This window comes from Pantoea sp. MBLJ3 (assembly GCF_000816655.1).
Classification (GTDB): domain Bacteria; phylum Pseudomonadota; class Gammaproteobacteria; order Enterobacterales; family Enterobacteriaceae; genus Pantoea; species Pantoea eucalypti.
On record NZ_JSUT01000003.1, the window covers coordinates 15,869 to 28,301 of the forward strand.

Below are 12,433 nucleotides of genomic sequence, written 5' to 3' on the forward strand. Positions count from 1 at the left end.
ATGACCGGGCAACTTAACTTTCCCGCCCTGTGGCCCTACTGGCCGGAGCTGCTCTCCGGTCTGTGGGTCACCCTCCAGCTGACGGTGCTGGCGACGACCGGTGGTGTGGCGCTGGGCATTGCGGGCGCGGCGCTGCGCAGCGGCAAACCCAGCTGGATGAGCCGCCTGTGGGGCATCTATGTCGAGCTGATCCGCAATACGCCGTTTGTGGTGCAACTGTTCTTTATTGTTTTCGGTCTGCCTGCGCTGGGGCTGAAACTCACCGCTGGCGAGGCGGCGCTGCTGGCGATGCTGATCAACCTTGGCGCTTACAGTACCGAGATCATCCGCGCCGGAATTCAGGTCACGCCCAAAGGGCAGTGGGAAGCAGGCCGGGTGCTGGGATTAACCCGCAGCCAGACATTTTTGCGGGTGGTGTTGCCACCTGCGCTGCAGCGCATTTACCCAGCGCTGGTCAGTCAGTGCATCATCGTGATGCTGGGGTCGTCGGTGGTGTCCCAGGTTTCTTATGAGGAGCTGACCTTCGCCGCTAACCTGATTCAGTCGCGCACCTTCTTAAGTTTTGAGGTCTATCTGGTGACCACGCTGATCTACCTGGCGTTGTCGATTGCGATGCGCCATCTGCTGCTGGCAATTGGCCGTAAATGGTTTGGAGTGCAGCCATCATGATGACGACCTTTACTGACTGGGACATCCTGCGCAACCTGCTGCTGGCGGCGCGCTGGACCCTGTTACTGTCGCTGGTGGCCTTTGCCGGCGGAACGCTGGTAACGCTGCCACTGCTGTTTCTGCGTCTGCTGCAACGCAAGTGGCTGACGCGCGTGATACGCGGTTACACCGCGCTGTTTCAGGGCACGCCGCTGCTGATGCAGCTGTTCCTGGCATTTTTCGGCGTCGGGCTATTCGGCATTGATGTCGCGCCCTGGACCGCAGCTTCGCTGGCATTGACCTTCTACACCAGCGCCTTTCTGGTGGACATCTGGTACGGCAGCATTCGCGCCCTGCCGAAAGGGCAGTGGGAAGCGTCGCGCTGCCTCGGTCTGACCTTTGGTCAGACGCTATGGCGGGTGGTGGCACCCCAGGCGATCCGCATCGGTATCGCGCCGACCGTGGGCTTTGCCGTGCAGGTGATCAAGGGCACCGCGCTGGCCTCAATAATCGGCTTCATTGAGCTGACTAAGGCGGGCACCATTCTGAACAACGTGACCTATCAGCCGTTTAAAGTCTTTGGGCTGGTGGCGCTGGGCTACTTCCTGATGTGTTATCCGCTGTCTCGCTACAGCCAGTATCTGGAGAAAAAATTCAATGCCGCTCATCACCATTAATCAGGTGCAAAAATATTACGGCGACAACCATGTGTTGAAAGGCGTGGATCTGGATATCGACATGGGCGAGGTGATCTCGATCATTGGTCGCAGTGGATCCGGCAAAAGCACGTTGCTGCGCTGTATGAACGGGCTGGAAGGCTATCAGGAGGGCAGCATCAAGCTCGGCGGGATGACGATTACTGACCGTGATTCGCAGGCGCGTGAAATCAGCCGCTCGGTCGGAATGGTATTTCAGAGCTTCAATCTGTTCCCGCACATGACGGCGCTGGAGAACGTGATGCTGGCGCCGCGCCGGGTGCTGAAGAAAAGCGAGGCCGAGTGCCGGGCGCTGGCGGCGCAGATGCTGGAGAAAGTCGGGCTGGGTGAACGTCTTGACTACTATCCTGCCAGCCTCTCTGGCGGTCAGCAGCAGCGCGTGGCGATCGCCCGTGCGCTGGCGATGACGCCGAAAGTTTTACTCTGTGATGAGATCACCTCCGCGCTCGATCCTGAACTGGTGGGCGAAGTGCTTAAAGTTCTGGAGCAGCTGGCGGCAGAGGGAATGACGCTGATCCTCGTCACCCATGAAATGAGCTTCGCCCGCGACGTGGGCGATCGTGTGGTCTTTATGCATCAGGGGCGCGTCTGGGAGCAGGGCGACAGTAAAACGCTGTTCGCCCAGCCGCAGACGCCGGAGCTGAAGCAGTTTATCTCTTCGGTTCGTCTCTAAATGTTTAGTTTGACAGGCGTTTATTGTTGCAGACAGTCTGACCACGGACAGCGCGGAACAACCGGAGCGTACACGAAGTACGTGAGGATGACTCGCTGTGCTCGCCCCTTCAGGGCCGCCCTTACGGGCGTTCAGGTTGCTAAAGCAGCCTGTGTGAGCACTGCCCGGGGCCAGAATGGCAAATAAAATAGCCTGTCGGGCATCAGAAAAGGAAATGATGATGAATATAACACAATACCCGCAACTCAATCCGCCACAGCGTCTGCTGATGGGACCGGGACCGATCAACGCCGATCCCCGCGTGCTGCGCGCCATGTCGAGCCAGCTGCTGGGTCAGTACGATCCCGCGATGACCCACTACATGAACGAAGTGATGGCGCTCTATCGCGGCGTGTTCCGCACAGAGAACCGCTGGACGCTGCTGATTGATGGCACCTCTCGTGCCGGCATCGAATCGATACTGCTCTCCGCTATCCGCCCTGGCGACAAAGTGCTGGTCCCGGTGTTTGGCCGCTTCGGTCATCTGCTGTGCGAAATTGCCCGCCGCTGTCGTGCGGACGTTCACACCATCGAAGTGCCGTGGGGCGAAGTCTTTACCCCGGACCAGATTGAAGATGCGATCAAAAAAGTGCGGCCACGCCTGCTGCTGACCGTGCAGGGCGATACCTCGACCACCATGCTGCAGCCACTTGAGCAGCTGGGGGCGATCTGTAAACAGTACGGCGTGCTGTTCTACACCGATGCCACCGCGTCGCTGGCGGGCAACCCGCTGGAAACGGATGCCTGGGGACTGGATGCCGTATCGGCGGGGATGCAGAAATGCCTGGGCGGCCCATCGGGCACGTCGCCGATCACCCTGAGCGCAGAGATGGAAGCGGTGATCCGCAAACGCAAATGCGTGGAGCAGGGGATCCGCACCGAGGCGCATCAGGATGGAGATGATGAAATGATCTACTCCAACTATTTTGATCTCGGCATGATCATGGATTACTGGGGGCCGGAGCGGCTTAACCATCACACCGAAGCGACCAGTGCGCTGTTTGGCGCCCGCGAGTGTGCCCGTCTGATCCTGCAGGAAGGGCTGGATAACGGCATCGCCCGTCACAAACTGCATGGTGAAGCGATGCTGAAAGGCATTCAGGGAATGGGGCTGGAGACTTTTGGCGATCTGAAAAACAAGATGAACAACGTGCTGGGCGTGATGATCCCGTCAGGTGTCAACGGCGATCAGGTGCGCAAACTGATGCTGGAGGATTTCGGCATTGAGATTGGCACCTCATTTGGTCCGCTGCATGGCAAGGTGTGGCGCATCGGCACCATGGGTTACAACGCGCGCAAAGATTGCGTGATGCAGACGCTATCGGCGCTGGAAACAGTGCTGACTCATGTTGGTTATCGCACGCCGCAGGGCGCGGGTGCGCAGGCCGCCTGGGATCACTACGGGAGCCAGGCATGATGATGAGTGCCAGCGAAGCTCAGGCCGCTGCACAGCGCGTGATGGCGCGCTGTGATGCGCTGGCAGCGATCAGCGAAACGGCTGAGGGCCTGACCCGCGTCTACCTGTCGGCGGAACATCTGCGCGCCAACGCCTGCGTCGGTGAGTGGATGCAGGCAGCGGGGATGCAGGTGTGGCAGGATGAAGTCGGCAATATCTGTGGGCGCTATGAGGCGGCAGAAGCGGGTGCGCCTGCGCTGCTGCTCGGCTCCCATCTCGATACGGTGCGCAACGCCGGCCGCTACGACGGGATGCTGGGCGTGCTCAGCGCCATTGAAACCGTACAGTGGCTAAATGAACATCAGCGCCGCCTGCCGCTGGCCATTGAGGTGATTGGCTTTGGCGACGAAGAGGGCACCCGTTTTGGCATTACGCTGCTGGGCAGTCGCGGGATTACCGGCAGTTGGCCGCAAAGCTGGGTGACACATCCCGACGGCAACGGCATTACTGTCGCGCAGGCGATGGCCGATGTTGGTCTCGACAGCGACAGGATCGCATCTGCGGCGCGGCGGGTTGAGGATATCGTCGGATATCTTGAGCTGCACATCGAACAAGGCCCCTGTCTGGAGCAGGAAGATCTGGCGCTGGGTGTGGTCACGGCGATTAACGGTGCGCGCCGCCTCAACTGTCGTTTCACCGGCGAAGCGGGCCATGCGGGAACGGTGCCGATGACGCATCGCAAAGATGCGCTGGCCGCCGCCGCCGAGTGGATGGTGTTTATCGAGCAGGCCACCCGTGAGCAGGATCCGCAGCTGGTCGCGACTGTGGGCACGATTAACTGCGCGCCGGGTGCAGTGAATGTGATCCCCGGCGAGGTATCGCTGTCGCTGGACGTGCGCGGTCCGCTGGATAATCCGCTGGAGACGCTGCTCTCCAGCCTGCTAACGCAGGCTGAGGCGATTGCGCTGCGTCGTGGACTTCGCTTCGAGTCGAACGAATATTATCGCATCGGTGCTACCGCCTGTGACTCCGCGCTGCAACAGGCGCTGAGCCATGCGGTGGAAACGGTGCAGGGTCGCAGTCTGTCACTGCCGAGCGGGGCCGGGCATGACGCTATCGCTATCGCTGAACGCTGGCCGGTCGGCATGTTATTTGTGCGTAACCATCGCGGCATCAGTCATCATCCGGCAGAGTCGGTGGCGGTTGACGATGTGGCTCCTGCGCTGCAGGCTTATCTGGAAGCGGTCTCGCTGATTGCCGGACGGAGTTAAAATATGGAGTTAGCCACATTTAATCAGCTGTCAGCTAACGAGGCGCAGTCGGCCATCCGGCACTGTGTGGTGATCCCGCACTGGCAGCAGTCGATGGTGGCGGGCCGGCCTTTTGCCACCATTGAGGCGCTACTGGCCACTGCCGATGCGCTGGCTCGCCAGTGGCAGCAGCCCGAGCTGGAAGCGGCCTTGTCGGCCCATCCCCGCATTGGCGAACGCGCGAACGGCGCGGACAAAGAGTCTGTACTGTCGCGTGGGGAGCAGTCCGCGATGCAGCAGGCCGATTATGCTCTGCAACAGGCGATGCAGCAGGGGAATAAGGCGTATGAAGCGCGTTTTGGCCGGGTGTTTCTGATTCGTGCCAAAGGGCGCAGCGGCGAACAGATGCTCGCAGAGTTGCAGCGTCGGTTGCAGAATAGCGATGTTACCGAGCAGCAGGAGGCGCTGGATCAACTGCGTGAAATTACCCTGTTACGCCTTAAGGAGACGATTCAATGAGCACTGTGACCACCCATATTCTCGACACGGCGCTGGGTAAACCGGCCAGCGGCGTGGCGATTTCACTGGAGCAGAACAGCCCGGAAGGCTGGTTTCCGATTTCACAGGGTGAAACGGACAGCGACGGGCGTCTGAAAGATCTGACGCCTGAGCCGCTGACGCCGGGCCACTACCGTTTAACGGCGGAAATCGGCGACTATTTTGCCGTCGCCGGTCGGGATGCGCTCTACGTCAGTGCACAGATCGATTTTATGATCGCCGAGGCGGGCAGCCATTTTCATCTGCCATTTCTGATTTCGCCCTGGTCCTGGTCAACTTATCGCGGCAGTTAACCGGCGGTGGTTTACAGCGAAAACCGGTCTGCATCCTGCCAGGCCGGGAAGCGCTCGCGGTAAGCCTGAAGCGCGTCCAGTGACAGCTCGGCATCCAGCCGGGCGCGCTGATGCGGCTCGGCCGCGCTGAGGATCTCCCCCTGCGGTGAAATAATCTGGCTGTCGCCACTGTAGTGATGCTGATTGCCATCGCTGCCAACGCGGTTACAGCCTGCCACGTAAGCCTGATTTTCAATCGCCCGCGCTAACAGCAGCGCCTGCCAGTGCAGCGCACGTGGCGCAGGCCAGTTGGCGACATAGAGCGCCAGATCGTAATCATTGCGGTTGCGCGAGAAGACCGGGAAGCGCAGGTCGTAACAGATTTGCGGCAGAATGCGCCAGCCGCGCCACTCAAACACCTGCCGCTGTTCGCCGGGCTGATAGTGGTGATGCTCGTCCGCCATACGGAACAGGTGACGCTTGTCATACTGATGCAGCGTGCCATCCGGTTCGACCAGCAGAAAGCGGTTTACCGCGCCGTGTTCTGTCTGAATTGCCGCGCTGCCGCCGACCAGGGCATCGGTACTGCGGGCATGCTGGTGCAGCCACTCAACCACCTGCGCCTCTGGCAGCGAGCTTTTCGCCGCCTCCATCGCAAAGCCGGTCGTAAACATCTCTGGCAGGATAATCAGATCGCGTCCGGTAAGTCCGGCCAGTTGCGCGTCAAAATGGCGCAGGTTGGCCTCGCCATCCATCCAGCTCAGCGTCTCCTGCAATAGCGTGATTTTCAAAGCTGACATAAGCGCTCCGCGGCGGCATCTAATGTCGCCGGCTGTTTGGCAAAACAGAGGCGGATCAGTTTATGGGGGAAAGCATCGGCGCAGAACACCGACAGGGGTATCGCGGCGACGCCGACTTCACGGGTCAGCCACTGGCAGAAACTGACATCATCCCGATCGGAGATGGCGCTGTAATCGACCAGTAAAAAGTAGGTCCCTTCGCAGGGCAGAACCTTAAAGCGGCTGTTGCTCAGCGCCGTGGCCAGCCTATCGCGGCGATCGCGATAGAACGCTGGTAGCTCAAGATAGTGTTCCGGATGCTCACCCAGCATATCGGCGATTGCCAGCTGCGCCGGGGTATTCACCGAGAAGGTCAGGTATTGATGCACTTTGCGCAGTTCAGCGCTGATCGCCGCAGGGGCAATGCAATAGCCCACTTTCCAGCCGGTCATATGGAACGTCTTGCCAAACGACGACACCGCGATGGCGCGCTGACGCAAATCAGGATGGGCCAGCACACTGGCGTGGCCCGCCTCATCGAAGCAGATGTGCTCATAAACTTCGTCGCTTAGCACATAAACCGGGTGCGCCGAAATCGCCTGCCACAGCGCGGCGAAATCGGATTGCTGCCAGACGGTAGCGGTAGGGTTGTGCGGCGTATTCAGAATCACCAGCCGGGTTTTGTCACTCAGCAGCGCAGCAAACGCCTGCCAGTCCACCCGAAAAGCGGGCGGCTGCAGCGTAATGCGTTTCATCACGCCGCCAGACAACTCCACCGCTGGCGCATAGCTGTCGTAGCTGGGATCAAAGCAGATCACCTCATCGCCCGGCCGCACCAGTGCGGTAATCGCCGCATAGAGCGCTTCGGTCGCGCCCGCCGTCACCGTAATCTCCGCGTCAACATCCGGGCGGTAATCATAAAGTCGCGCGGTTTTCTCCGCTATCGCCTCGCGTAACGGCAGCGCACCGGTCATCGGCGCATATTGATTCGCGCCCTGGCTGACGTGATACGCCAGCCGCTGCTGCAGATAGTCCGGGCCGCTGAAATCGGGAAAGCCCTGAGAGAGATTGATGGCGTTATGCTGCTGCGCCAGCGCACTCATCTGGCTGAAAATCGTGGTGCCGAGTAAGGGAAGTTTACTCTCGGGGATCAGGTTGTGCTGCGTCATGGTGTCAGGCCTTAAGCGCGAAAATTGATGCGGTGTCACCCGGTGTTTGTGCCACTATAAACAGGATGATAGTATTTGGCAATCAAGACGCTTAGACGGCTAAATGCTTCATGCTCCGCGCGTCAGCGGTGTTGGCTGCACTTGCTTACCCGAGTCACTTACTCATGTAAGCTCCCCGGGATAAGCGCGCTTGCCGCCTTGCTGACACACGGATCATTTCGCATTTATATGCGCCATGTTACACACGGTCCATTTAGCATTTGCATGCGTCATGATCCGCGCGTCAGCAGCGTTTGCTTACCCGGGATTACATTTCACCGTAAGGAACCTTTATGTCGCAGAGTCTTCCGTTAGATCAGCTGGTCGCCGCCTGTCACTGGATTGGCGAAAAAGGCTGGGCACCGGCCACCGGCGGAAATATGTCCGTGCGCCGCGATGAACATGTCTGCCTGCTGAGTGAATCGGGCAAAGATAAAGGCACGCTGACGCGGGATGACTTTATTGAGGTCGATATCGCCACCAGCCAGTCGCTCTCTGGCCGTAAGCCGTCGGCAGAAACCGGCCTGCACACGATGATCTATCGCCTCTTTCCTGAGGCGGGCGCGGTGCTGCACACCCACACGGTGAATTCGACCGTGCTGTCGCGGGTGGAGCAGGGTGCGGCGCTATTGCTGCACGGCTATGAGATGCAAAAATCGTTAAGTGGTCAGCATACTCACCTGGATACGCTGGCGATTCCCGTGTTCGACAATAGCCAGGATATCGCGGCGCTGGCGTCAGAAATTGAAGATTACGCCGCACGTTTTCCGCTGCGTTACGGTTTTCTGCTGCGCGGCCACGGCTTAACCTGCTGGGGCCGGGATGTCAGCGAAGCCCGCCGTCATCTGGAAGGTCTGGAATTTTTATTTGAATGTGAACGTCAACGTCGCCTGCTGGAGAAAGCATGATTCGCGCCATTGTTACTGATATCGAAGGCACTACCAGCGATATCCGCTTTGTACATAACATCCTGTTTCCCTATGCCCGCAAGCATCTGCCGGATTTCCTGCGTGAAAATGCGCACCAGCCCGACGTGGCGGCCGCACTGCAGTCGGTGCGCGAAGAAGCCGGTCAGCCGCAGGCCGATCTGGCTGGCGTGACAGATATTCTGCTGGGCTTTATGGACCAGGATCGCAAATCGACCGGCCTGAAGGCGTTGCAGGGCATGATCTGGCGCGATGGCTACGTGAACGGCAGTTTTACCGGTCATCTCTATCCCGACGTCGTGCCTGCGCTCAGCCGCTGGAAGGCGCAGGGCATTGAACTCTATGTATATTCCTCCGGCTCGGTTGCGGCGCAGAAATTGTTATTTGGCTACAGCGATGAAGGTGATATTACTGGCCTGTTCAGTGGCTATTTTGACACCCACGTCGGCGCCAAACGCGACGTCGCGGCTTATCGCACTATTGCCGCTGAGATGGGGCAGCCAGCGGAGCAGCTGCTGTTTCTCTCTGATATTCATCAGGAGCTGGATGCCGCCGCAGAGGCGGGCTGGCAGACATTGCAATTACTGCGTGGCGATGCGGATAATGAGAGCCGCCATCGTCAGGTGACGGATTTTTCTCAGATTAACCCGGAGTCGATTTAGCATGAGCGCACTGACTATTTTTACCGACCGTGAAGCCAGCCAGCCGGTGTGGCACAGCACTGACGCGGAAGCGATTCGTGACCGCCTGAATGTAAAAGGTGTCCGTTTTGAGCGCTGGGAAGCCGATCGTGATTTGGGTGAAAATCCGGATCCCGAAACGGTGATCAACGCCTATCAGCATGCGATTGATCGGCTGGTGGCGGAAAAGGGCTATCAGAGCTGGGATGTGATCAGCATGCGTGCTGATAACCCGCAGAAAACCGTGCTGCGGGAGAAATTTCTCAATGAACATACGCACGGCGAAGATGAAGTGCGTTTCTTTGTCGAGGGTGCCGGGCTGTTCTGCCTGCATCTGGATGGCGAGATCCTGCAGATCCTTTGCGAAAAAAACGATCTGATCTCAGTGCCAGCGGGAACGCCGCACTGGTTTGATATGGGGTCGTCACCCCACTTCACGGCTATCCGTATTTTCGACAATCAGGAAGGCTGGGTGGCGAACTTTACCGGCGATAAGATAGCGGATGCCTATCCGCGTCTGGCGTAATCTGTCAGCCTGTTATGCGAGGCGTCTGCCATAGCGGCAAACGCCTCGCAGACCATTACTGCGGCTGGAAGATGCCGTCCTGCACCTGGTCAGGCGTCACCACGCCGGTGTCCAGCACCCAGCCGCTGATCAGCGCCGCTGGCGTTACGTCAAACGCCGGGTTATAAACCCAGGCTGCTTCTGGCGCCCACTGCACGCTGCCAAAACTGCCGGCAACGCCCGTCACTTCACTGGCGGCGCGCTGCTCAATGGGAATCGCTGCGCCGTCAGGGCAGCTGCGATCCAGCGTGGTATGCGGGGCCGCCACGTAGAACGGGATCTGATGATAATGCGCCAGCACCGCCAGGCTGTAGGTGCCGATCTTATTGGCGACATCGCCATTGGCGGCAATGCGGTCAGCGCCGACCCACACCGCATCTACGTCGCCACGGGCCATGAGGCTGGCGGCCATGGAGTCGGTAATCAGGGTGTAGGGAACCGCCAGCTCGCCCAGTTCCCAGGCGGTTAAGCGGCCGCCCTGTAACAGCGGACGGGTCTCATCAACCCACACATTCTTAATCAGGCCCTGCTGATGGGCACGGGCAATGACGCCCAGCGCGGTACCCACACCCGCCGTTGCCAGCCCGCCGGTATTACAGTGAGTCAGCAGCTGGCTATTAGGTTTCACCAGCGTGCAACCCGCATCAGCGATGGCATCACACAGTTGCTTATCCTCCTGCACCAGCCGCCAGGCTTCCTGAGCCAGCGCAGGCGCAAAGTCCCGCTGGGCCAGCGCCCCTTTCATCCGGTCAAGATTGTTCATCAGGTTGACGGCGGTAGGGCGGGCGGCGCGCAGGGTCTCCAGCGCCTGAGCCAGTTCAGCGCGCGGCTGCCCCTGTTCTGCCAGCAGCGCCAGCAGCAGCGAGGCAGAGAGGCCGATTAGCGGCGCACCGCGCACCCGCAGTGCATGAATATGTTCAATCAGTTGATGCACGCTGTGCGCGGGCAGCCAGTTCTTCTGCTGCGGCAGTGCCTGCTGATCCAGAATCCAGAGCTGATTGTCACGAACCTGTAAGCTGGTGGTTTGAAGTGTCTGCATTGTGGGTGAAATCCATGTTGCGTTAATGATGCGTATTGTGCCAACATGCTGAACGGATGTATAGACGTCTGAACGGCTTATTACACCTGAGTGACCCCCTTCGAATGATGAGGAACAGGCAATGTCGCAATACCGTACCTTTACTGCTGCTGATGCTGTGGAATATGCCCGACAATTTGGCGGCGTGGACAATCCTGCCGCGCTGAGCAGCGCAGAAGAGATTGGTGATGGCAACCTCAACCTGGTGTTTAAGATTTATGACGATCAGGGCATCAGTCGCGTTATCGTCAAGCAGGCACTGCCTTATGTGCGCTGCGTGGGGGAGTCCTGGCCGCTGACGCTGGATCGGGCGCGGCTGGAAGCGCAGACGCTGGTCGAGCACTACAAATATTGTCCGCAGCACACGGTGAAGATCACCCATTACGATGCGGAGCTGGCGGTGATGGTGATGGAAGATCTCTCCAGCCATCGCATCTGGCGTAGCGAGCTGGTGAAGGGCGCTTACTACCCGGAAGCGGCTCAGCAGTTAGGCAACTATCTGGCGCAAACCCTGTTTCATACGTCCGATTTCATCCTGCATCCGCATCAGAAAAAAGCGGAAGTGGCGCGTTTCATCAATCCGGAAATGTGTGAAATCACTGAAGATCTTTTCTTCAACGATCCCTACACCAATCATGAGCGCAACAGCTATCCTGAAGCGCTTGAACCACTGGTCGCCAGCCTGCGTAATGACGATCCCGTGCGCATCGCGGTGGGCGGTCTTAAGCATCGTTTCTTTGCTCACGCCGAAGCACTGCTGCATGGGGATATTCACAGCGGCTCGATTTTCGTTGCTGACGGCAGCCTGAAAGCGATTGATGCGGAATTTGGCTATTTTGGTCCCATCGGTTTTGATGTTGGTACTGCGGCAGGCAACCTGCTGATTAACTACTGCGGCCTGCCAGGTCTGCTGCCTCCGCGCGAGGCTGCCGATGCCCGCGAGCAGCGCCTCAGCGATGTGCATAAACTCTGGACGACCTTTGCTTCAGGCTTCCTGGCGCTTGCGGCAGAGAAAACCCGCGATGAGGCGCTGGCTTATCCAGGCTATGCGGAAGCGTTTCTGCGTAAAGTATGGGCTGATACCATCGGTTACTGCGGCACTGAGCTGATTCGCCGCACGGTGGGAATGTCACATGTGGCGGATATGAAGCTGATTGCCGATCCGGCGATGCGCACTGACTGCATCCGTAATGCGATTAACCTGGGTCGTACGCTGATTCTGGCAGCCGATCACGTCGAAGATGTGGATGCGCTGATTGCCCGCATCCGTCAGGCAGGATAAAAAAAGCCGACATGATGTCGGCTTTCAGGTAAATCAAAAGCTGGCTATAAGAGTGTGCCCGCGCCGGTAACAGGGACAGATCGGAAAGTCGCTAAAGCCATCTCTGGCTCGCTCGGCCCGCGTCGTCCTGACGCGGGACGCTTTCCTCTTCTGACCCTGTTCCCTGCGCTTTGGGCTTAATTATTGCGGCCAGATTTCCCCTGATTTGGCATAGTGCCGCCCTACTGATGAAGAGCGCTGAACTTCAAGCGATGGGACCATACGCCTGGAATAAAGCATCGCGGGCCATGGATGGCCCGCGCTGAGCATGCCATGGATGGCGTTTTTGCGTCTTTACGGAAGGCGTATGCTCCCTGAGCCGAT

The 12,433-nt window shown here is 58.9% G+C and carries 14 protein-coding genes; 11 read left to right on the forward strand and 3 right to left on the reverse strand.

Features of this window, described 5'->3' with window-relative positions; translation table 11 throughout:
* The 7 genes from NP77_RS03125 (at position 1) to uraH (ending at position 5,573) form a co-directional block, all read left to right on the forward strand.
* Positions 1–669 carry an amino acid ABC transporter permease gene (locus NP77_RS03125; RefSeq protein WP_008924825.1) on the forward strand — a complete coding sequence of 223 codons (669 nt, stop codon included), beginning with the start codon at positions 1–3 and terminating at the stop codon, positions 667–669.
* Positions 669–1,325: an amino acid ABC transporter permease gene (locus NP77_RS03130; protein WP_033742952.1), complete on the forward strand. Its 657-nt coding sequence runs from the start codon at positions 669–671 to the stop codon at positions 1,323–1,325. The genes NP77_RS03125 and NP77_RS03130 overlap by 1 nt, the downstream gene beginning before the upstream one ends.
* Positions 1,306–2,037, forward strand: coding sequence for an amino acid ABC transporter ATP-binding protein (locus NP77_RS03135; RefSeq protein WP_008924827.1), 732 nt, complete (start codon positions 1,306–1,308; stop codon positions 2,035–2,037). Before NP77_RS03130 ends, NP77_RS03135 begins: the two co-directional genes overlap by 20 nt.
* A 220-nt stretch (positions 2,038–2,257) precedes the next feature.
* Positions 2,258–3,493 (forward strand): alanine--glyoxylate aminotransferase family protein, encoded by a 1,236-nt coding sequence (locus NP77_RS03140; RefSeq protein WP_039659280.1) that lies wholly within the window; start codon positions 2,258–2,260, stop codon positions 3,491–3,493.
* Positions 3,490–4,743 (forward strand): allantoate amidohydrolase, encoded by a 1,254-nt coding sequence (gene hpxK, locus NP77_RS03145; protein WP_039659006.1) that lies wholly within the window; start codon positions 3,490–3,492, stop codon positions 4,741–4,743. Before NP77_RS03140 ends, hpxK begins: the two co-directional genes overlap by 4 nt.
* A 3-nt stretch (positions 4,744–4,746) precedes the next feature.
* Positions 4,747–5,241, forward strand: coding sequence for a 2-oxo-4-hydroxy-4-carboxy-5-ureidoimidazoline decarboxylase (uraD, locus tag NP77_RS03150; RefSeq protein ID WP_039659007.1), 495 nt, complete (start codon positions 4,747–4,749; stop codon positions 5,239–5,241).
* Positions 5,238–5,573 carry a hydroxyisourate hydrolase gene (uraH, locus tag NP77_RS03155; RefSeq protein WP_003852574.1) on the forward strand — a complete coding sequence of 112 codons (336 nt, stop codon included), beginning with the start codon at positions 5,238–5,240 and terminating at the stop codon, positions 5,571–5,573. The genes uraD and uraH overlap by 4 nt, the downstream gene beginning before the upstream one ends.
* Positions 5,574–5,584: 11 nt before the next feature.
* Here the strand turns inward: uraH and NP77_RS03160 are convergent, their stop codons facing one another.
* Both NP77_RS03160 and NP77_RS03165 read right to left on the reverse strand, forming a co-directional pair.
* Positions 5,585–6,352 (reverse strand): amidohydrolase, encoded by a 768-nt coding sequence (locus NP77_RS03160; RefSeq protein ID WP_003852575.1) that lies wholly within the window; start codon positions 6,350–6,352, stop codon positions 5,585–5,587.
* Entirely contained in the window at positions 6,340–7,500 is a 1,161-nt protein-coding gene (locus NP77_RS03165; RefSeq protein WP_039659009.1) for a pyridoxal phosphate-dependent aminotransferase, read from the reverse strand. Before NP77_RS03165 ends, NP77_RS03160 begins: the two co-directional genes overlap by 13 nt.
* Before the next feature lie 332 nt (positions 7,501–7,832).
* Between NP77_RS03165 and NP77_RS03170 the strand changes: the two genes are divergently transcribed.
* The 3 genes from NP77_RS03170 to NP77_RS03180 are packed head-to-tail and all read left to right on the forward strand — an operon-like array spanning position 7,833 to position 9,671.
* On the forward strand, positions 7,833–8,447 hold the full coding sequence (locus tag NP77_RS03170; RefSeq protein WP_003852577.1) for a methylthioribulose 1-phosphate dehydratase: 615 nt from the start codon (positions 7,833–7,835) through the stop codon (positions 8,445–8,447).
* A complete protein-coding gene (gene mtnC / locus NP77_RS03175; RefSeq protein WP_008924833.1) occupies positions 8,444–9,127 on the forward strand; it encodes an acireductone synthase in 684 nt (227 codons plus the stop codon). Before NP77_RS03170 ends, mtnC begins: the two co-directional genes overlap by 4 nt.
* A 1-nt stretch (position 9,128) precedes the next feature.
* Positions 9,129–9,671 (forward strand): acireductone dioxygenase, encoded by a 543-nt coding sequence (locus NP77_RS03180; protein WP_039659011.1) that lies wholly within the window; start codon positions 9,129–9,131, stop codon positions 9,669–9,671.
* 55 nt (positions 9,672–9,726) lie between these two features.
* On the opposite strand, the gene mtnA is transcribed toward NP77_RS03180, so the two are convergent.
* The gene (mtnA, locus tag NP77_RS03185) at positions 9,727–10,749 is read right to left on the reverse strand and encodes an S-methyl-5-thioribose-1-phosphate isomerase (protein ID WP_039659012.1); all 1,023 of its coding nucleotides are present in this window, start codon (positions 10,747–10,749) and stop codon (positions 9,727–9,729) included.
* Positions 10,750–10,870: 121 nt separating this feature from the next.
* On the opposite strand from mtnA, the gene mtnK reads away from it, so the two are divergent.
* Positions 10,871–12,070, forward strand: coding sequence for an S-methyl-5-thioribose kinase (gene mtnK / locus NP77_RS03190; RefSeq protein ID WP_039659014.1), 1,200 nt, complete (start codon positions 10,871–10,873; stop codon positions 12,068–12,070).
* Positions 12,071–12,433 lie beyond the last annotated feature (363 nt).